Below are 19,796 nucleotides of genomic sequence, written 5' to 3'. Positions count from 1 at the left end.
GGCACCGGTCCGATCACTGGCCGGTGCCTGGCTTGTTAATGACCCGCTTGTTAACATCGACCCTTTATTTCGCGACAGGAGTCCCGTCCCCTCTCATGACCAAGCTGCCCCACCCCAGACTCCATCAACTGCTGACCCAGCTCCATACCGAACCGCTGCCGCAGGAGGAGCTGGCTCGCCGCCTCAATGTCTCCACCCGCACGGTGCGCACCGATGTGGCGACCCTCAATGAGCTGATCGCCACCCACGGCGCTCACCTGATCCACCAGCGCGGCAGCGGCTACCAGCTCAAGATTTACAATCAGGGACTGTTTGACGACTTGCTGGCGGCCCAGGAGCAGGAGAGCAGCCTGCCCCGAACCAGCCGCGAGCGGGTGCTGCACCTGCAGATCCTGCTGCTGACGGCGGAACAGGGGATCAAGCTCGACGAGCTGGCAGATACCTGGTATCTGAGCCGGGCAGCACTGCAGGGGGATATGGCAGAGGTGCGGGAGAGACTCGCCCACTTCGGGCTCGCCATCGACAGCAAACCCAGACAGGGGATGCGGATCCAGGGAGGCGAGACCGCCATCCGCGCCTGCCTCACCCAATTGCTCTATCAGGAGCTGCTGCACAGCAACCCGTTGCAGAGCCTGCTGCCCAACCTCTGTCCCAGCAAGACGCTGGAGGTAGTGGGCAATCACATCCATGCCCAGCTAGGCCATCACCAGCTGCGTCTGGCCGACGAGAGCCTGCAGCAGCTCGCCATCTACTGCGCCGTCGCCCTGTTGCGCCAGGCGGCCGGCCATGAGCTGCACCAGTTTGCCAACGAGGATCTCACCGCCCCCCTGCTGGCGGTCGCCCGCGACATCTATGGCGAGTTGCCGACCCTGACCCCACCGGGAGAGAAGGAGGTCGCCTGCCTCGCCATCCAGATCCAGGCCCGCCTCACGGCCGATGCCCCCCAGCTCAGCCCGGCCATGGCAGCCGAGAGCGAACAGCTGGTCGGGCATCTGCTCGCCTATATCCACCAGCACTACCCCTATGACCTGCGCGGTGATCTGCAACTGCGGGCTGACCTGCAGACCCACATCAGCGCCATGCTGCTGCGGGTCAAATACCAGATCGGCAGCCACAATCCGCTGGCTGATCACATCAAGCAGTACTATCCCCTCGCCTACGATATTACGCTGGCGGCCATTTCTGAGTGGATCAGGCAGACCCCCTATCGGCTGACCCATCACGAGATAGGTTATCTGGTGATCCATATCGGGGTCGGGCTGGAGCGCCACTATGACATAGGTTATACCCGTCGCCCCCAGGCGCTGTTGCTGTGCGACACAGGCAACGCCACCTTCCGGGTGCTGGAGGCGCGCATCAAGCGGGAATATCCCCAACTGCAGCTGACGACACTGGAGTCGGTGCGTGATTACGAGGGATTGGCGCGGATCGAGCAGGACTTTGTCATCAGCACAGTCAAGGTGGGCGAGAAGAACGTGCCCGTGGTGCAAGTCGCCCCCTTCCCGACCCAGTATCAGCTGGAGCAGCTCGGCAAGCTGGTGCTGATCGACCGCACCCGCCCCTACCTGCTCGACAAATACTTCGATGCCGAGCACTTCATGGTGGTGAATGAGCCACTCAGCCAGAGCCAGTTGTTTGCCCGGATCTGCGATCAGCTGGAGGTAGAAGAACTGGTAGAGAACGGATTCCGAAGCTCGTTGCACGAACGGGAACGCATCGTATCCACCCTGTTGGGGGAAGGCATAGCCCTGCCCCACTCACTCGGCCTGCTGGCGCGCCGCACTCTGGTCTATACGGTGCTGGCACCGCAGGGAATCGACTGGGGCAATGGCGAGACAGCCGCCCTCATCTTCGTGCTGGCCATCAGCAAGGCGGACTACGAAGAGGCGATGGGGCTCTACGATCTGTTTCTGGCGCTGATGAACGAAAAAGCCAGCAAGAATTTGCTGGCGTGTCGGGATTTTGCCAGCTTCAAGGGACTGGCGCGCACCGGCTCTTGAACCGGCCGGGAGTAGATCACTCCTCGTTGAAGCCGGAGGTGAACAGCGCCACCACGGCGGCCAGCGCCTCCACTTCTTCGGGGCCCTCCACCTGCACTTCCACCTGCTTGCCCTGAGCAGAATCCAGCATCAGCAGGCCGATCACGCTGTCCGCATCGGCCTCAATGCCATCCTCGTTGCGCAGCAGCACGTGGGCATCGAAGCCCTGCACCAGTTCGAACAGCATCATGGCCGGTCTGGCATGCATACCCAGTTTGTTCTTCACTTCCACCGAGGCTGAGACGGTCATCTGATCTTCCTATTGGCCCATCAAAATTGCGGGGCACTCTTGTCGAGAGTGCGATGGCGGATCTGGACGTTCTTGCCAAGCAGCCGGAAGGCACCGGCCAGCTGTTCAGCGATGAACACGGATCTGTGCTGACCACCGGTACAACCTATCCCCACCGTCACATAGCTGCGATTGTTGCGCTCCAGATGGGGCAGCCAGGTAGCCAACATGTTCTCAATCTGCAGGATGAACTGCATCACGTCAGGCTGGCTGGAGAGATAGCGGGCCACTGGCTCATCCTTGCCGGTGAAGGGCTTGAGCTCGGGGATCCAGTGCGGGTTGGGCAGAAAGCGGGCATCGAACACGAAGTCGGCGTCCTTGGGGATGCCGTACTTGAAGCCGAACGACTCGAACACCAGCACCAGCTCGTTCTCCTTCTTGCCGAGCACACGGGTCTTGATGAGCTCGCTCAGGTCATGAATGCTGAGGTTGGTGGTGTCGATGCGCAGGTCGGCGGTCGAGGAGAGCGGCGCCAGCAGGTGGGTCTCTTCCCGGATCGCCTCATCCAGCGACAGCTGTTTGCGCGACAGGGGATGCAGCCGGCGACTCTCGCCATAACGCTTGAGTAAAGTGGAATTTTCCGCATCGAAGAAGAAGCTGGAAAATTCGACCCGCCCCTCATTGCGCACCTGGGCCAGCAGGGTCTCCAGCTGGTCCGGGCTCACTGGCAGGTTACGCACGTCGATGCTGACCGCCAGCTTGTCATACTGGCGCTCAACCGACACGATCAACTGGGGCAGCAGGTTGACTGGCAGGTTATCCACACAGTAATAACCCAGATCCTCCAGCACACGCAGGGCAACTGTCTTGCCCGAGCCGGAGCGCCCACTTACCACTATTAATTGCATCTTGTTCCCTCACCGCTTGGGGTCATGACGAGGCCTGCATATCAGGCCGAGGTCATGATCTGATAGAGATCTTCATCGCTGGTTGCCTGGCGCAACTGGCGACAAACCGCCTTGTCACCCAGTTTGGATGCCATCAGGGAAAGGGTCTTGAGGTGCTGCTTGCACTCGCTTTCCGGCACCAGCAGGGCAAAGAGCAGGTCAACCGGTTGATTGTCGATGGAGTCGAAGGGGATAGGCTCTGCGAAGGTCATCAGGATGGCGGTCGGCGGAAACTCGTCTCCGATCCGGCCGTGGGGAATGGCGATACCGGCACCGATCCCGGTACTGCCCATCTTTTCTCGGGCCAGCAGACACTCAAAAAGCACCTGACGGGAGGTTCCCAAGCGCTCAGCAGCTAATTCACTGATGATCTCAAGGGCGCGTTTCTTGCTGGTACAAGGGACCGCACTTTTGGTGCAGTCCCGACTCAGTATGTGTTCAAGTTGCATAGTTATTTTTGATTTAACTTATCTTTGTGCTTGATGATCTGCCGATCCAGCTTGTCCAGCAGGGTATCAATCGCAGCATACATGTCGGCATGCTGTGAATTGGCGAACACCTCGCCACCGCTGACATGCAGCTTGGCTTCGGCGATCTGGTTCAGTTTTTCTACGCTCAACACCACATGAACATTGTTGATGTGGTCAAAGTGACGCTCGAGTTTGGCAAATTTATTATTCACATAATCACGCAGAGCTTCGGTGATCTCGACATGGTGTCCGGTCAGGTTAATTTGCATAACGTCTTCCTTTTGTTTTGCCTAAACCAGGCGTTTGCGCTGATTGGATGGCGGGATCAACAAGGATTCACGGTACTTTGCGATCGTGCGTCTCGCCACCATAATACCCTGTTCGGCCAGCAAATCCGCGATCTTGCTATCACTTAGCGGCTTGGCGGGATTCTCTGCCGTCACCAGCTTCTTGATCAGTGCGCGAATTGCGGTCGATGAGCACTCTCCTCCCCCTTCGGTGTTTACATGACTGGAGAAAAAAAACTTCAGTTCGAAAATGCCGCGAGGTGTATGCATGTATTTCTGGGTCGTTACCCGGGAAATGGTCGACTCATGCATCTCCACCGCTTCGGCGATGTCATTGAGCACCATGGGTTTCATGGCCTCTTCACCATACTCGAAAAAGCCCTGCTGCTGCTCGACAATACAGCTGGCCACCTTGAGCAGGGTGTCGTTGCGACTCTCCAGACTCTTGATGAACCACTTGGCCTCTTGCAGATGGGAACGGATGAACTGGGTATCAGTGCTGGTGCGTGCCTGGCGAGCCATGGCGGCATAGGTTTCATTGACACGGATGCGCGGAGCGGAATCGGGATTGAGCTCAACCACCCATTTGGCGCCCTTCTTGACCACGGTCACATCCGGAATCACATACTGGGAGTCGCTCTGGATGATGCCATTGCCCGGTCTCGGCTCCAGCTGCTGGATGAGATCCAGCACCTCCTTGAGGTCGCTCTCCTTGAGCCGGGTCTTGCGCGCCAAGGTGCGATAATCGCGATTGCCGAGCAAGTCCATGTGCTCGTTGATCACCTCTCTGGCCTCATTGAGCCAGGGCAGTTCGGGGGCGTATTGGCCGAGCTGGATCAACAGGCACTCCTGCACTGAGCGGGCGGCTATACCGACCGGATCGAAATGCTGCACCCGTTTGAGCACGGCCTCGACCTCGTCGAGCTCTACTTCGACATCCTCGCTGCTCACCGCCGCCTGTATATCTTCGAGGGAGACAGTCAGATAACCGGAATCGTCGATGGCATCTATGATGGCAAGGGCGATGGCGGCATCCAGATCGCTGAACGGTGTGAGCCGCATCTGCCACAGCAGATAGTCCTGCAGGTTCTCGGTGGTTTCCCCCTGATAGACGCTGTCTTCCCCATCGTGGATGGGGCCTGCGCTCTGGGCCGTGCCGGCCGAGTAGACATCTTCCCAGGTGGTGTCCACCGGCAACTCGTCCGGCATCTGATCCTGGGCCATGGCATCGCTGGAGTCGAGCTGACTGGCGTCGACCGGCTCTTCCGGGCTGGTCTCCTGCACCTCATTCTCCTCTTGCTCCAGCAAGGGGTTGTTATCGAGCGCTTGCTGAATTTCCTGCTGGAGTTCCAGAGTGGAGAGCTGGAGCAGACGAATCGCTTGTTGTAATTGCGGCGTCATGGTCAGGGACTGGCCGAGACGCAACTGTAATGTCGGCTTCATCTACGTCGGGATATCCTTATGTTCAGCGAGGCAGTCGTCAAAGGAAATGAAGAGATGCCTCCTTACTATAGACTGAATTGATCGCCCAAATAGACGCGCTTGACCTGTTCATCGGCGAGTATCTCGGCCGGTGCACCTTCGGCAATCATCTTGCCGTGGCTGACGATATAAGCCTTCTCGCATACATCCAGAGTCTCTCTGACGTTGTGGTCGGTGATCAAGACACCCAAGCCTCTATCTTTCAGATGCTGGATGATCTTCTTGATGTCTATCACAGAAATGGGATCGACCCCTGCAAATGGCTCATCCAGCAGAATAAAGCGCGGCTCGGCCGCCAGCGCTCGGGCGATCTCGACCCGCCGCCGCTCCCCCCCGGACAGGCTCTGACCCAGGTTGTCGCGAATGTGGGTGATATTGAACTCTTCCAGCAACTGTTCGACCTTGTCTTCCCGCTCTTCACGGCTCAGCCCCTTGCGGGTCTGCATAACCCCCATCAGGTTGTCGAACACCGACAGACGGCGGAAAATGGAAGCCTCCTGCGGCAGGTAGCCGATACCGTTGCGGGCACGGATATGCATAGGCTGCAGGCTGATGTCCTGATCGTCTATGGTGATAAGACCGGCGTCGCTCTGCACCAGCCCCACTATCATGTAGAAGGAGGTGGTCTTTCCGGCCCCGTTCGGACCTAACAATCCGACGATCTGGCCAGTCCCCACTTCCAGGCTCACATCACTGACCACCATGCGGCGCTTGTAACTTTTTTGCAGGCCGGCTGCTTTCAACACTGCCATGGCTTATTTTCCCTGCTTCTTCTGATCGGCGGGCTTGTCGAAGTTCTCTACCTGATCCGGCAGGAACACCGTCTTGACGCGCTGGGTCGGGCCCTTGCTCTCGGCGATCATCTTCTGTTTGACGATGTCGTAGCGGATCAGATCGCCGTTGACCTGGCTGTCTTCCTGCTTGAGCTGGCCATTGCCCGTGATGGTCACCAACCGGTTCTTCAGCTCGTAGCGGATGCTGTTGCCATGGGCGTTGACCGGCTTGCCGTTGTCCAGGATCTGGAAGAAGGTGGCGGGGTTGCCATAGGCCGTCATCACCTCGGCCCCTTTCTCGCCGGAGCGGATCACCACTACCTTGTCGGCCTTAATCTTGATGGTGCCCTGAGTGATGATGACATCGTCACTGAAGGTGATGCGGTTGTCCTGCAGCTCAGCCACCTGTTTGACCGCATCCACATAGACCTTCTCGGCAAAGTCGGACTCTTTGGCACTCACGGTGCCGCACAGCAGCAGGGCCGCGAGGGCCAGATTAACGTTTTTCATTGAAATAGATGGCATGGCCCTGGTCCAGTAATTCAAAATATTTGCGTTCCAGATGACCCTTCAGGCCAATGCCCTCGGTCTGGAAATCCTTACCCACTATGCTGACTTGCTGATTGCTTCTCACGTTCTGGGTCACCAGATCCAGCTCCAGATAGGGGGTATCCAGCGTGGAGATGAAGGAGGTGGGCAGCAGGCCATCCAGATGCACCTTGTCCCGCAGGATCACGTTGTCATCTGTGTTGAGCACGCCGGTATCGGCCGTGACTTTCCACTCGGCCTCGCCCTGCTTGTCGAACATGTAGACCACCGGCTTGTTGAAGGTGGCCTGTTCGAGGAGCTGGTAATACTCGGCATACTCGGACTCCAGCCGCTCGGTGCGCCGCCCATCGGCGTCAAAGCGGGTGGTGACCAGATTCTTGGCGGTGAAGTCCGGCTGATAGTTCTCGACCTTGGTGGTCGGCTCCGGCACCAGTTCGATATCGCCGAGCTGCCAGGCGGCCAGCGCCACCAGAAACAGCAAGGCGAACAGCAGCGTCTGTCTGCTCATACCGAGGCCTCTGGCTGATAGTCACCCAGTCCTTGAGCCTGCAGAATGAGGTCGCACACCTCGCGCACCGCACCCAGTCCACCGGCCAGTCGGGTCACCATGTCGGCCCGGGCCAGCACCAGTGGATGGGCATCGGCCACGGCGATGCCGAGGCCACAGGCCTGCATCACCGGCAGATCTATGGTGTCATCACCCATGTAGGCGGCCTGCTCCGGCGTCAGCCCCAGCTTGGCCAGCAGTGCCTCGAAGTGGGGCAGCTTCTGATCTGCCCCCTGCACCAGATGCTGTACACCCAGGCTCTTCATCCGATCGCTGACGATGCGGGAGTTGCGCCCCGTGATGATGGCGATCTCTATCCCGGCGTTGAGCAGGGCGCGCATGCCGGCGCCATCGCGGGTACAGAAGGTCTTCAGCTCTTCACCGTCATTGCCCATATAGATGAGGCCATTGGAGAGGACTCCATCCACATCGCACACCAGCAGGCGGACCTGCGCCGCGCTGTCATATTGGCTGCGCGTCACCGGACCATAGAGGGTCGGTACGTTTTGCATCAAATTACTCCGGCTTTCAGCAGGTCGTGCATGTTGAAGGCACCCAGCGGACGTTTGTTCTCATCCACCACCAGCAATCCGTTGATCTTTCTGGTTTCCATCAGTTTGACAGCTTCTGCCGCCATCATCTCGGGTCCTACGGTAACACAGTTGGCCGTCATCACCTTGGCGATCGGGGTGTGATGGATATCCACCTGTAGATCCAAAATGCGGCGCAGGTCACCATCGGTAAAGAGCCCGGCCAGCCGGCCATCGGCGTCGACGACCGCCGTCATCCCCAGCCCCTTTCGACTCACCTCCAGCAGCGCCTGGCTGATGGTGGCATCTATCCCCACCCGGGGCAACAACTCGCCACTGTGCATCAGGTCACCAACCCGCAGCAGCAACCGCTTGCCCAGCGAACCACCCGGGTGAGAAAGGGCGAAGTCATCGGCGGTAAAACCGCGTGCTTCCAATAGGGCAACCGCCAGTGCATCTCCCATCACCAGAGTGGCCGTGGTGCTGGAGGTGGGCGCCAGCCCGAGCGGGCACGCCTCCTTCTCGACTCGCACGCACAGATGCACGTTCGCTTCCTTGGCCATGGTGGAGGCAGGGTTGCCGGTCATGCAGATCAACTGGATGCCACGGCGTTTGAGCACTGGCAGCAGGGCCAGGATCTCGTCACTCTCGCCCGAATTGGAGATGGCGATGATGAGATCGCCGCTGGAGATCATCCCCAGATCACCGTGACTGGCTTCGCCAGGGTGAAGGAAGAAGGCGGGGGTACCGGTGCTGGCCAAGGTAGCTGCAATCTTGCTCCCGACATGGCCTGACTTGCCCATGCCGGTGACGACTATCTTGCCACTGCAGCGCAGCACCAGGTTGCATGCCTGATCGAAGGCATCATTCAGGTACTGATAGAGTCCATCAATCGCTTGTTTTTCAATGTCCAGCACGGTACGGGCGCTGCGACGAAAATCGAACAGTTCAGACACTTTTTCAGGCTTTACAGACATAAAGGCACAGCTCCGGGCCGAAATTTGCTGCGGGATTATAAAAAAGTCTGTCGAGATAAGCGAATCGGATACTTCTCGGTCCTAAAAGAGAGACAATTGGTTACACAAAACTGTCGCGCTTTAGGGAAGGTAGGCTGTTCAATAGTTGTTCCTTGCTGTTGCTTAGACCTAGACTAGCCCATAAAATTCGCTCTTCATTTACACCGGATGGACAATTGTTTGAACAATGACCTGATCACCATCTCCGACCTGACCTTCAGTCACGGAGATCGGCTGTTATACGACGGGATCAACCTGACCATTCCCCGTGGCAAGGTCACTGCGGTCATGGGCCCCAGCGGCATAGGCAAGACCACCCTGCTGCGGCTGATCGGTGGCCAGCTCAAGCCTGAGTCCGGTCATATCATGTTTGACGGGGAAGATATCCCCACCCTCTCCCGCTCGCGCCTGTACGAGGTGCGCAAGCGGATGAGCATGCTGTTCCAGAGCGGCGCCCTGTTTACCGGCATGACGGTCTACGACAACGTGGCCTTCCCGCTGCGCGAACACTCCGGCTTGCCGGAGGAGCTGATCCACACCATCGTCATGATGAAGTTGCAGGCGGTCGGTCTGCGTGGCGCGGCAAAACTGATGCCGTCCGAGCTTTCTGGCGGCATGGCCCGCCGCGCGGCACTGGCCAGATCCATCGCGCTGGATCCGGACCTCATCATGTATGACGAGCCCTTCGTCGGCCAGGACCCCATCACAATGGCGGTGCTGGTCAAGCTGATCAAGGAGCTGAACGGTGCCCTCGGTATCACCTCCGTCATCGTCACCCACGACGTGAAAGAGGTGCTGAGCATAGCCGACTACGCCTACATCATTGCCAATCGCAAGGTGGTGGCACACGGCACGCCGGATCAGCTGCGCGAGGAGCACAATCCCGAAGTCGAGCAGTTCCTGAAAGGATTGCCCGACGGTCCTGTTCCGTTCCATTTTCCGGCAGACGACCTGCTACAGGATCTGTGATGTTGATAAGCCAAGTAAGCAAGCTGGGCCGGGTCGGAGTGCGTTTCATCAGCTCCATCGGCCGCGCCACCATCATGCTGTTTCATGCGCTGGCGGGCAAACCCGAGCCGCGCAAACACTTCCCCCTGCTGCTTCAGCAGCTGTATGTGGTGGGTGTTCAGTCCGTTGCCATCATACTGGTGTCAGGTCTCTTCATCGGCATGGTGCTCTCGTTGCAGGGTTACAACGTATTGAAGGACTTCGGCGCCGAGCAGAGCCTGGGCCCGCTGGTCTCCCTATCCCTGTTGCGGGAGCTGGGTCCTGTCGTGACGGCGCTGCTGTTTGCCGGCCGCGCCGGTTCGGCCCTCACCGCCGAGATCGGCCTGATGAAAGCCACCGAGCAGCTCTCCAGCCTGGAGATGATGGCGGTGGATCCGCTGCGCCGGGTAGTGGCTCCCCGTTTCTGGGCCGGGGTCATCAGCATGCCGCTGCTGGCCTTTATGTTCAGCCTGATCGGCATCTTCGGCGGCAAGCTGGTCGGTGTGGATTGGCTGGGGGTGGACGAAGGGGGCTTCTGGTCCGCCATGCAGGCCTCTGTCGACTGGCAGGATGACATCATGCAGGGGGCGATCAAGAGTGTGATCTTCGCACTGGTTGTCACCTGGATTGCGCTCTTTAACGGTTATGATGCCAAGCCGACCTCGGCCGGGATCAGTCAGGCCACGACCCGTACCGTGGTCCACTCCTCCCTGGCCGTGCTCGGCCTGGATTTTATACTCACCGCAGTCATGTTTGGATAAGGTAAAGATGAAGTTCAGCAAAGTAGAATTCCTGGTTGGCGCCTTCATGCTGGCCGGCATCGGTGCCATTCTGGCGTTGGCACTGCAAGTGGCAGGTTTGAGTTTCAAACCGGAAGGAGAAACCTATACCCTGCGCGCCCATTTCGATAATATCGGCGGCCTGAAAGTACGTTCACCGGTCAAGGTCGGTGGCGTTGTCGTCGGTCGGGTCAGCGACATCACCCTGGATGCCAAGAGCCAGGTGCCAGTCGTCTCCCTGCAGATGCAGAAGAGTGCCGGCGAGTTTTCCGAAACCAGTAGCCTCTCCATCCTGACGTCGGGGCTGCTCGGTGAGCAGTACATAGGACTGATGCCCGGTTTCACCGATGAGGCGATGGGGACCAGTATGCTCAAGGATGGCGACATGATTGAAGACACCAAATCCGCCATTGTGCTGGAAGACCTGATTGGCAAGTTCCTCTACAGCCAATCTTCCGACACCAAGTCAGACAGCAAGTAAGGAGTAACCATGTTCAAGAAGATCGCCCTGCTGCTGGGCCTGATGACCAGCATGTTGTTTTCCCTGGTCGCTCACGCCACCGATGCCACCGATCCCTATGCCCTGGTGGACGCAGCGGCCAAGCAGACCTTTGCCCGCCTGAAGGCGGACAAGTCCCAGGTGAAGAGCAACCCGGATCATCTGCGGGTGATCATACGCGAAGAGCTGCTGCCCTACGTGGACAACCGCTTCGCCGCCTACAAGGTGCTCGGCAACCAGATCAAGCAGACCACTCCGGCCCAGCGTGACGCCTTCGTCGAAGTGTTCACCGAATACATGGTGAGCTCCTACGCCGATGCGCTGGCGCACTTCGACAAGCAGACCGTCAAGGTCGAGCCGGGCAAGGCGCCAGGTGACAGCAACATCACGGCCGTCAACGTCAGCGTGAAAGAGACCGGCAAACCGGACATCTTCCTTGAATTCAAGCTGCGCAAGAACAACAAGACCGGCGAATGGAAAGCCTTCGACATGGTCGCCGAAGGGATCAGCCTGCTCTCTGCCAAGCAGAACGAGCTGGGTGGCCTCATTCGCCAGAACGGCATAGATGCGGTGATCGCCCAACTGCGCGCCCACAATGCCAAGCCGCTGGTCATCAAGTCATGAGACTGAGCGGCGAGCTGCAGGCACCCCAGGTCGTTGAGCTGTGGCAACGCCGCGCCGACTGGTGGCAGGAAGATCGGCTCGAACTGGGCGAGGTCACCACCCTGGACTCCGCCGGGCTGGCCCTGTTGGTCAAATGGGCCAAGGCCACACTGGCACGAGGCGCCACACCGCAACTGGTGGGCGCCTCCACTGATTTTTATACCCTGGCCAACCTGTACGGGGTGGCCGGGCTGTTTCAGTCAACCCCGCTCACAACTGAGGACGCATAATGCAAGTCTCTGAAATTGAAGCGATACTCCTCGAGGCTCTGCCATTGTCCGAAGTCCATGTCAAAGGGGACGGTAGTCACTACCAAGTGATCGCCGTCGGTGACATGTTTGACGGTATGAGCCGGGTCAAGAAGCAGCAGGCCATCTATGCCCCGCTGATGGACAAGATCGCCAGCAACGCCATTCACGCCCTCTCCATCAAGGCCTTTACCGATGCCGAGTGGAAGCGCGAACGTAAATTCCTACTGCCCTCCTGATTTGGTATCTAAGTAAATGGACAAATTTAAAATTGATGGTCGTTGTACTCTCAACGGCGAAGTGACCATCTCTGGCGCCAAAAACGCCGCCCTGCCTATCCTGTTCGCCACCCTGCTGTGTGATGAGGAGATCCACCTCTCCAACGTACCGCGCCTGAAAGACGTGGGTACCACCATCAAGCTGCTGGAGATGCTGGGCGCCACCACCAAGGTCAACGGCAACGTGACCGTGCTGACCGGTGCGGTGAACAACCACGTCGCCCCCTACGAGCTGGTGAAGACCATGCGCGCCTCCATCCTGGCGCTGGGCCCGCTGGCCGCCCGTTTCGGTGCTGCCGACGTCTCCCTGCCCGGTGGCTGCGCCATCGGCGCCCGTCCGGTGAACCTGCACGTCCACGGCCTGGAGCTGATGGGTGCAAAAATCACCATCGAGGATGGCTACATCAAGGCCCGCGTCGACGGTCGTCTGAAAGGTGCCCACATCCTGATGGACATGGTTTCCGTCACCGGTACCGAAAACCTGATGATGGCCGCTACCCTGGCCGACGGTCGTACCGTGATCGAAAACGCCGCGCGCGAGCCGGAAGTGGTCGATCTGGCCCACTTCCTCAATGCGCTGGGTGCCAAGATCCAGGGCGCGGGCACCGACACCCTGATTATCGACGGTGTCGAACGTCTGCACGGGGGCAGCTACAGCGTGCAACCTGACCGCATCGAAACCGGTACCTTCCTGGTGGGCGCAGCGGTTACCGGCGGCAAGATCACCTGCCGCAAGACAGATCCCTCCCTGCTGGAAGCCGTCTTGGTCAAGCTGGAAGAGGCGGGTGCACTGATCGAGAAGGGTGCTGACTGGATCAGCCTCGACATGACGGGTCGTACCCTCAAGCCGGTCACCATCAAGACGGCCCCTTACCCGGCCTTCCCGACCGACATGCAGGCCCAGTTCACCGTGCTGAACGCCGTCGCCAAGGGCACTGGCATGGTCACAGAGACCATCTTCGAGAATCGCTTCATGCACGTACCGGAACTGGTACGGATGGGCGCAGATATCGAACTGCAGGGCAATGTGGCCATCTGCCGTGACACCGAGCAACTCAAGGGTGCCCAGGTAATGGCGACCGACCTGCGCGCCTCCGCCAGCCTAGTGTTGGCCGGCTTCGTGGCCGAAGGCTCCACCATCGTCGATCGTATCTATCACATCGACCGTGGCTACGAAGACATAGAGCACAAACTGCAGGCCCTGGGTGGCCGCATCGAGCGCATCAAGGGCTGATAGCCCCTGATCGCAGGCTGATAAAAAGGCCCCCTCGCGTTGGCGAGGGGGCCTTTTCATTGCATCATTTCAGCGCGAGCCAAGAGGGGATCAATGGCCTGCCAGCTTCATGTTTTCGACCAGCACAGAGCCGGTTTTGAGGCTGGAGCGTTCATCTTCGTCGCTACCCACCGCCACTATATGACTGAACATCTCGGTCAGATTGCCAGCTATGGTGATCTCTTCGACCGGGTAGGCTATTTCGCCGTTCTCGACCCAGAAGCCGGCGGCGCCGCGGGAGTAGTCACCATTGACGATGTTGACCCCCTGCCCCATCAGCTCGGTCACCAGCAGACCGGTACCCATCTCCTTGAGCATCTCCTGGAAATTCTGACCCGTGCTGGAGACCTGCCAGTTATGGATGCCACCGGCATGACCCGTGGTGGTCAGTCCCAGCTTGCGGGCCGAATAGGAGGTGAGCAGCCAGCTCATCAGCTCGCCGTTGCGCACTATGTCCATGTCACGGGTACGCACCCCTTCCCCATCGAACGGGGTGCTGGCCAGCCCGCCCAGCAGGTGGGGGAACTCCTGAATGGTGAGCCACTCGGGCAGGATCTGCTTGCCCAGCTTGTCCAGCAGAAAGCTCGACTTGCGATAGAGGTTGCCACCGCTGATGGCCATCACCAGATGACCCCACAGGCCGGCAGCCGTGTCTGGGTGAAACAGCACGGGAGCATGGCGGGTGGAGATCTTGCGGGCGCCGAGGCGGGAGACGGTGCGTTCCACCGCCTCGTCAGCGATGCGTTGCGGGCTCCAGAGCCCGGCCAGATCGCGGCTGGAGGAGTAGCCGTAATCCCGCTGCATGTCGCCATCCAGCTCACCGATCAGCACGCAGCTCAGAGAGTTGCGTGACGCCACATAGCCTTTGACGAAGCCGTGGCTGTTGCCATAGACCTTGATGCCGAGGTGGCTGGAAAAACCAGCCCCGTCGGAATGCTTGATGCGGGCATCACGACCGAGCGCCAGTCGCTCACACTCGATGGCCAGTTCGATACCGCGCTGGGGATCCAGTTCGATAGGATGGCACAGTTGCAGATCGGGGGCATCCCAGGCCAGCAGGTCGGCATCAGCCAGACCTGCACAGTCATCGGGCGAGGTGTGGCGGGCTATCTCCATGGCCGCTTCGACGGCGGCGCGGATGGCAGGCTTGCCCAGATCGGTAGTCGAGGAGGATCCCTTGCAACCATCGCGATAAACGGCGATGCCAAGGGCACCATCCTTGTTGAATTCGATACTTTCCAGTTCACAACCACGGGTGTTGACCGACAACCCGGTCTGCTTGCTGATGGAGACTTCGGCCAGCGAGGCGCCCAGTCCCTTGGCTATCTCCAGTGCCTCGGCAACGACGGCCTCAAGATGGGCTTGATCCTGGCGAATTTGGTCTTGCTGATCCATAACTCACATCTGTATGAAGGAAGGAAAGGGGGCTAAGCATATCAGACCCCTGCGCCCAGCGGGAGAAGCTGGTAACATATCCACCAACGTGAATGACAGGAATCAAGAGACCGATGAGTCAATATCAAGACGACAACGAGTTGGAAGACTGGGGCCCCAGCAAGACCCAGCTCAAGCGCGATGCGGAAGTGCTGCAGAAGCTGGGCGCGGAGATAGTCTCCCTGAGCCACAGCGAGCTGGAAAAAATCCCGCTGGATGAAGAGCTCGCAGATGCCGTCGAACTGGGTCGCAAGCTCAAGCCCAAGAAGGATGAGTCCTTCCGTCGCCATTTGCAGTTCATCGGCCGCCTGATGCGCAGCCGTGATATCGAACCGATTGAAGAAGCGCTCTCCATCATCAAGAACCGCCACTCCACCGTGAATGCCCGTCTGCATCGCCTGGAGCAGTGGCGGGAGCGCCTGATCACCGAAGGTGACAGCGCCTTGAACGAGCTGATGTCCCAGTTCCACGAGCTGGATCGCCAGAAGTTGCGCCAGCTGATCCGTTCCGCCAACAAGGAGCGGGAGCTGAACAAGCCGCCGGTCGCCTATCGCGAAATGTACCAGTACCTGCGCGGCGAAATCGAAAACCTGCTGTAAGTGATGACTCACGCAGCATGGCGAACAGCAATCGACGCAGCGTAAAACGGGGCCATATTGGCCCCGTTTTTTATGCAGTTCTGCGCGTCAGTTGCCCGCCATGCATTGGGTATGGGTGCCAGGTTGCAGATAAGGCATCAGCAGCGGCGCCATCCCCTTGAGCACTTGCACTGGCAAGGCCGAGGTGAAACGGAACTTGTCAGACTGGCTACCCGGTACATAGGCGGTCAAAGTACCGAAGTGATCCTCGCCCAGATAGAAGACGAAGGTCGCAGTCCGGTTGCGTGCCAGCGAACTGGTCACGTTGCCATAGCGTCCGACCGTCTCAATCCGATTGTCACCCGTGCCGGTCTTGCCGCCCATCTGCAATACAGTACCATCCGGCAAGGCAAAGGCGCCGGCGATGCGCCTTGCCGTGCCCCCTTCCACTACTTTCGACAGTGCATTGCGCAGCGCGGTGGCCACCTCAACCGGCAATACTCGTGTCCCCTCGGCCTGGGCTGGCTTGAACTCGGTCTCAAATGGTGTGCCCTTGGCGAACGACAGATGCTCAATACGCAGGGTTGGCGCACGTATGCCACCGTTCTGGATGATCCCCATCAGTTCAGCCAAGGCTGCGGGTCTGTCCCCCGAACTACCCAGCGCGGTTGCCAGTGATGGCACCAGATGATCAAATGGATAGCCCAGTCTGGCCCAGCGTTGGTGAATATCGAGGAAGGCCTCGACTTCCAGCATGGTGCGGATACGGCTGTCTCGCGCACTGCGGTGACGGGTCTTGAACAGCCAGCTGTAGACCTCCTGCCGTTCGTCCCGGCTCGCCTCGACGGCATCGGCGAAGGTCGCCTGGTCAAACTTCTTCAGGTAGGAGAGCAACCACAGCTCCAGCGGGTGCACCCGAGCGATATAGCCCTGATCCGGCAATGAATATTTGCCGGGGCCATAGCTGGTGTAGAGCTGCTCAATTCGCCTGTCGCTCAGCTTCTCCCTTGGCAGACGCTTGGCCAGAAAGGCTGCGAACACCTCCTGCGACGCATCCGGCATCAGATAGCGATGCACGGCGGCGAGGCGTACTGCACTCGGCTTCAGGCCATCAAGGAAGGTGTCCAGTTGCTCGTCTGCAGTCTTGCCGCGGTATTTGCGCCAGAAGCGCAGCAGATAGGTCTGGCCCTCTTTATCGGCAAATTTGGCCAGATACTCGGTACGGCGTGGATCCCGATCATCCTTGAGCAGCTGGGCACGGTTGCCCTCCCGATACAGACTGTAACGCACGATATCGCGCATCAGCCGCACGAACGGCAGGTTGATGGACTCGCGCAGCGCATCGCGGATCGCCGGAATGCGACCGTTATCCTCACGGCGGAAGTTGTTGAAGGTGTGCATCCCCCCCCCGGTAAAGAAGCCTTCGCTCGGGCTGGCGGAATACTTGCGATCCAGTGCGGCTTCCAGCATCAGGGGCAGGCTCTTGTCCTTCGCTGTCATCAGATAAGAGACGGCCCAGCGACTGATGTTATCCTGCTCCGATACCTCACTTTTGCGCAGACTCTCTGCAGACCTGTCCGCATAGCTGTCGTGCAGCTCGGACACAATCTCCAAGTAGGTAGTCAGCACCCGCAGCTTGGCGGTGGAGCCCAGCTCCAGCTTGCTCCCCTCATTGATGTCGAACGGCTGATCCGTGTTGTCAGTCTGCACCCGCACCTTGAAGCCCTCTGGCGATTTCTCAAACAGGGTGAAGCTGTAACGTACATCCCCCGTCTTCTCCGGCGAGAGCAGGCGCTCACCAAACAAGCCTACTTGAGCGGCAAACGTCGGATCGGCCAGCTGCTGCAAATAACGCGAGACCTCGTTTTGCAACGGCATGTTGAGACTGGTATCAGCGGTCAAATCCAGTCGGTCCAGATCATAGAGCTGCACCCCGAGCTGGCGACTAAGGCGCGTGCGGGCGACCTGCAACCCCTTGTTGTTGTTGACCTTGGTCACCGCAGGAGACTGCAGGAAATCGCGGAACGCGATCTTGGCCTTCAGTGCAGCCTCCATCAAAGGCGGCGTAATCATCCCCTCCTGCACGAACAGGCGCAGATAACTGTCGGTCAAGGTCGCCAAAGCATCGCGCCCCTGTGCCAGATAGTAGGAAGGGCGACGGTGGGCAATCATCAGCGAAACCACCTGACGCAAGGCCAACCCTTGCTCTGCAAGTGACGCATCCTGGTTGCGAGCTGGATCCAGCAGACGATTCACCTCGTCCACATTGGCACCAAACCAAACCCAGAGACCATCACCCAAGCCATGCACCTCACCATAACCGGGGGCGGCGGAGAGCGGAACCGAGTTGAGATAGGCCCAGGCGACCAGCTTGCGCGCCTCCAGCGTCTTGGGGCCCAGCCGATAGGCGCGCACGCTGGCCGAGGCCATCTGGCGGATCTTCTCGGTAGGAGACAGAGTCAGACCGTCCGGTGAGTGGCGATACTTCTCGACCTGAGTGGCCAGAGTACTACCGCCGGCGGACTGATCCTGCATATCCAGCGCCTTGCCGACTTGGGACATGGCCGCCTTGGCAAAACGGGGCCAGTCCACCGCAGGGTTCGCCAGTGGTTGCTCGTTGCTCAGCAGATCGCGGTTCTCAATGAACAGCAACGACTGTATGACCAGCGGCGGGATGGAGGCAAAATCCGGGTAATAGTGGGTCGGATACTTGAACTGATAGAAGGGTTCTGCCCGACAGTCATGCAGCGTCAGCCCGGCCTGCACCTTCTCGGTATAGGGAACAAAGAAGCCACGACTGGCGTAGTCATAGAGTGCATCGGAAAAATGTACCTGCTCGCTGACCTGGTAACCCCGTTGCAGCAAGCGCTCCTGCATCATGGGCAGCAGCACGTAGCCGAGCCGCTTGTCGAAGGGGCCATCATCGGGGAAGGCTATCTGTTTGCTGGGGCCCGGCTCGACCTGATAAGTCAGCTTGGCAGCATAACGGGAGATCTCCTGTGACTGCAGCCTGGATGTCTGCATCTCATAGCCAACCAGGGCGATCGCCGCTGCCAGGCACAGCAAAAAGAGAAAACAGAACAACCAGCGCCACCAGGGACGACGTTTGCGCTTGTACTTGCCGTCCGCGCGTGGGACGGATGAATCCTGAGATGCCACTTTGTTCAAATCCGTCTGTTCTGATGCGCCCATATCAGCCCCACCATGGTTGCGCAATTTATTGTGTTTCACTCAAGCTTAGTCTTTTCAAGTCAATGGCTTGAAAACTATTGACCGCTTTGCAGTGATGGTAACAGGGCGATTATAAAAAGGGGAGCCGATTGTTGCAGCGCACGAAGAGATCCGAGCTGATTGCGGAAAACAAAACACCGGCCAAAAGCCGGTGTTTTCAGATAGCAGCGAAGCTGGCCTACTTGCTGGAGCTCATGGCTTTGAGCTTGGAGCTCAGATCTTTGCGCTCTTTGGACAGTTCGGCATTCTTGATGATGTGATCGTCGACACGCTCTTCATAGTCGGTACGCATGTTGGCGATGATGGCCTGAACCTCATCTATACTCATGCCCGGCTTGATGTAGTCGCTCAAGTTGTCGAGCAGCAGTACCCGCTTCTGGTTATCACGGATCTTCTTCTCGTTATCGGCGATCTCGCGCTTGAGTTTGTTCTGGCGACGGGACATACGCACATATTCCAATACATCGCTGAAGGTGGACTTGTTTACTTGTTCCATATCGATACCACTGGCTTAAGGTTGATAAAAGCAGGCCAAGTTACGCCCGTACCAGAGAGAAAAGAAAAAGAGGGTACAGGCAAACTCAAGATGCCCTTTACTCTACCGAGTTATGAACCAGATACAACCCTAATTGCAGGCTTGGCGCCGGGTTTCGGTGGCGGAGAGTCGAGTGGAGAACCAAATGAAAAGGCCACAATGAGATAGCAATTATCACGTCAGCAAGCAATGTACCGAAGGCACCTTACTGGTTGAGCTGAGGTGATATTAAACGGCTGGTTATGGGGTAATAAGAGACAAAGCATGGCCAGAATTACGCAAAATGGCGGCTGAGATGCGAATTTCAAGCAATAAAAAAAGCCCGCTCAGATGAGCGGGCTTTCAATGTTGGGTGCCTGGCAGTGTCCTACTCTCGCATGGCGAATGCCACACTACCATCGGCGCTACCGCGTTTCACTTCT

Annotated in this window: 22 protein-coding genes; 9 read left to right on the top strand and 13 right to left on the bottom strand. The window is 58.6% G+C overall.

Features of this window, described 5'->3' with window-relative positions:
• The first annotated feature begins 95 nt into the window (after positions 1 to 95).
• The gene (locus ACW5XD_RS10625; RefSeq protein ID WP_456494870.1) at positions 96 to 2,000 is read left to right on the top strand and encodes a BglG family transcription antiterminator; all 1,905 of its coding nucleotides are present in this window, start codon (positions 96 to 98) and stop codon (positions 1,998 to 2,000) included.
• A gap of 16 nt (positions 2,001 to 2,016) precedes the next feature.
• On the opposite strand, the gene npr is transcribed toward ACW5XD_RS10625, so the two are convergent.
• From npr to ACW5XD_RS10575, 10 genes are all read right to left on the bottom strand, one after another.
• On the bottom strand, positions 2,017 to 2,289 hold the full coding sequence (npr, locus tag ACW5XD_RS10620; RefSeq protein WP_005314403.1) for a PTS phosphocarrier protein NPr: 273 nt from the start codon (positions 2,287 to 2,289) through the stop codon (positions 2,017 to 2,019).
• 20 nt (positions 2,290 to 2,309) lie between these two features.
• Positions 2,310 to 3,176, bottom strand: coding sequence for an RNase adapter RapZ (gene rapZ, locus ACW5XD_RS10615; RefSeq protein ID WP_456494869.1), 867 nt, complete (start codon positions 3,174 to 3,176; stop codon positions 2,310 to 2,312).
• Between the two features lie 41 nt (positions 3,177 to 3,217).
• The gene (ptsN, locus tag ACW5XD_RS10610; RefSeq protein ID WP_456494868.1) at positions 3,218 to 3,664 is read right to left on the bottom strand and encodes a PTS IIA-like nitrogen regulatory protein PtsN; all 447 of its coding nucleotides are present in this window, start codon (positions 3,662 to 3,664) and stop codon (positions 3,218 to 3,220) included.
• Positions 3,665 to 3,666: 2 nt separating this feature from the next.
• Entirely contained in the window at positions 3,667 to 3,954 is a 288-nt protein-coding gene (gene hpf, locus ACW5XD_RS10605; RefSeq protein ID WP_005305957.1) for a ribosome hibernation promoting factor, read from the bottom strand.
• 21 nt (positions 3,955 to 3,975) lie between these two features.
• Complete coding sequence (locus ACW5XD_RS10600; RefSeq protein ID WP_456494867.1) at positions 3,976 to 5,415, bottom strand: RNA polymerase factor sigma-54; 1,440 nt, start codon at positions 5,413 to 5,415, stop codon at positions 3,976 to 3,978.
• Positions 5,416 to 5,480: 65 nt separating this feature from the next.
• The gene (gene lptB / locus ACW5XD_RS10595) at positions 5,481 to 6,206 is read right to left on the bottom strand and encodes an LPS export ABC transporter ATP-binding protein (protein WP_125597214.1); all 726 of its coding nucleotides are present in this window, start codon (positions 6,204 to 6,206) and stop codon (positions 5,481 to 5,483) included.
• Positions 6,207 to 6,209: 3 nt separating this feature from the next.
• Positions 6,210 to 6,737: a lipopolysaccharide transport periplasmic protein LptA gene (gene lptA, locus ACW5XD_RS10590; RefSeq protein WP_456494866.1), complete on the bottom strand. Its 528-nt coding sequence runs from the start codon at positions 6,735 to 6,737 to the stop codon at positions 6,210 to 6,212.
• Positions 6,724 to 7,284 carry an LPS export ABC transporter periplasmic protein LptC gene (gene lptC, locus ACW5XD_RS10585; RefSeq protein ID WP_456494865.1) on the bottom strand — a complete coding sequence of 187 codons (561 nt, stop codon included), beginning with the start codon at positions 7,282 to 7,284 and terminating at the stop codon, positions 6,724 to 6,726. The genes lptA and lptC overlap by 14 nt, the downstream gene beginning before the upstream one ends.
• The gene (kdsC, locus tag ACW5XD_RS10580) at positions 7,281 to 7,835 is read right to left on the bottom strand and encodes a 3-deoxy-manno-octulosonate-8-phosphatase KdsC (protein WP_456494864.1); all 555 of its coding nucleotides are present in this window, start codon (positions 7,833 to 7,835) and stop codon (positions 7,281 to 7,283) included. Before kdsC ends, lptC begins: the two co-directional genes overlap by 4 nt.
• Positions 7,835 to 8,830, bottom strand: coding sequence for a KpsF/GutQ family sugar-phosphate isomerase (locus ACW5XD_RS10575; protein WP_456494863.1), 996 nt, complete (start codon positions 8,828 to 8,830; stop codon positions 7,835 to 7,837). The genes kdsC and ACW5XD_RS10575 overlap by 1 nt, the downstream gene beginning before the upstream one ends.
• Before the next feature lie 207 nt (positions 8,831 to 9,037).
• Between ACW5XD_RS10575 and mlaF the strand changes: the two genes are divergently transcribed.
• The 7 genes from mlaF to murA are packed head-to-tail and all read left to right on the top strand — an operon-like array spanning position 9,038 to position 13,557.
• Positions 9,038 to 9,838, top strand: coding sequence for a phospholipid ABC transporter ATP-binding protein MlaF (gene mlaF, locus ACW5XD_RS10570; RefSeq protein WP_456494862.1), 801 nt, complete (start codon positions 9,038 to 9,040; stop codon positions 9,836 to 9,838).
• Entirely contained in the window at positions 9,838 to 10,617 is a 780-nt protein-coding gene (gene mlaE / locus ACW5XD_RS10565) for a lipid asymmetry maintenance ABC transporter permease subunit MlaE (protein WP_042868353.1), read from the top strand. Before mlaF ends, mlaE begins: the two co-directional genes overlap by 1 nt.
• 7 nt (positions 10,618 to 10,624) lie before the next feature.
• Positions 10,625 to 11,116 (top strand): outer membrane lipid asymmetry maintenance protein MlaD, encoded by a 492-nt coding sequence (gene mlaD, locus ACW5XD_RS10560; protein ID WP_456494861.1) that lies wholly within the window; start codon positions 10,625 to 10,627, stop codon positions 11,114 to 11,116.
• Positions 11,117 to 11,125: 9 nt separating this feature from the next.
• On the top strand, positions 11,126 to 11,758 hold the full coding sequence (gene mlaC / locus ACW5XD_RS10555; protein ID WP_456494860.1) for a phospholipid-binding protein MlaC: 633 nt from the start codon (positions 11,126 to 11,128) through the stop codon (positions 11,756 to 11,758).
• Positions 11,755 to 12,027, top strand: coding sequence for an STAS domain-containing protein (locus ACW5XD_RS10550; protein WP_456494859.1), 273 nt, complete (start codon positions 11,755 to 11,757; stop codon positions 12,025 to 12,027). The genes mlaC and ACW5XD_RS10550 overlap by 4 nt, the downstream gene beginning before the upstream one ends.
• Positions 12,027 to 12,284, top strand: a complete 258-nt coding sequence (gene ibaG, locus ACW5XD_RS10545) for a BolA family iron metabolism protein IbaG (protein ID WP_005306001.1) — start codon at positions 12,027 to 12,029, stop codon at positions 12,282 to 12,284. The genes ACW5XD_RS10550 and ibaG overlap by 1 nt, the downstream gene beginning before the upstream one ends.
• Before the next feature lie 16 nt (positions 12,285 to 12,300).
• Complete coding sequence (murA, locus tag ACW5XD_RS10540; RefSeq protein ID WP_456494858.1) at positions 12,301 to 13,557, top strand: UDP-N-acetylglucosamine 1-carboxyvinyltransferase; 1,257 nt, start codon at positions 12,301 to 12,303, stop codon at positions 13,555 to 13,557.
• A gap of 90 nt (positions 13,558 to 13,647) precedes the next feature.
• Here murA and pmbA read toward each other — a convergent pair whose 3' ends face one another.
• The gene (gene pmbA / locus ACW5XD_RS10535; protein WP_456494857.1) at positions 13,648 to 14,991 is read right to left on the bottom strand and encodes a metalloprotease PmbA; all 1,344 of its coding nucleotides are present in this window, start codon (positions 14,989 to 14,991) and stop codon (positions 13,648 to 13,650) included.
• A 113-nt stretch (positions 14,992 to 15,104) separates the two neighbouring features.
• Here pmbA and yjgA point away from each other — a divergent pair, with 113 nt between their 5' ends.
• Positions 15,105 to 15,629 carry a ribosome biogenesis factor YjgA gene (gene yjgA / locus ACW5XD_RS10530; RefSeq protein WP_042868365.1) on the top strand — a complete coding sequence of 175 codons (525 nt, stop codon included), beginning with the start codon at positions 15,105 to 15,107 and terminating at the stop codon, positions 15,627 to 15,629.
• Between the two features lie 87 nt (positions 15,630 to 15,716).
• Here the strand turns inward: yjgA and ACW5XD_RS10525 are convergent, their stop codons facing one another.
• Together ACW5XD_RS10525 and tmaR are read right to left on the bottom strand one after the other, a co-directional pair.
• The gene (locus ACW5XD_RS10525) at positions 15,717 to 18,800 is read right to left on the bottom strand and encodes a transglycosylase domain-containing protein (RefSeq protein WP_456494856.1); all 3,084 of its coding nucleotides are present in this window, start codon (positions 18,798 to 18,800) and stop codon (positions 15,717 to 15,719) included.
• 217 nt (positions 18,801 to 19,017) lie between these two features.
• Positions 19,018 to 19,335, bottom strand: coding sequence for a PTS system regulator TmaR (gene tmaR / locus ACW5XD_RS10520; protein ID WP_042868369.1), 318 nt, complete (start codon positions 19,333 to 19,335; stop codon positions 19,018 to 19,020).
• Positions 19,336 to 19,796: the final 461 nt, after the last annotated feature.

It is taken from the genome of Aeromonas enterica (assembly GCF_054052465.1).
This window is presented reverse-complemented; position numbering and strand designations above follow the sequence as displayed.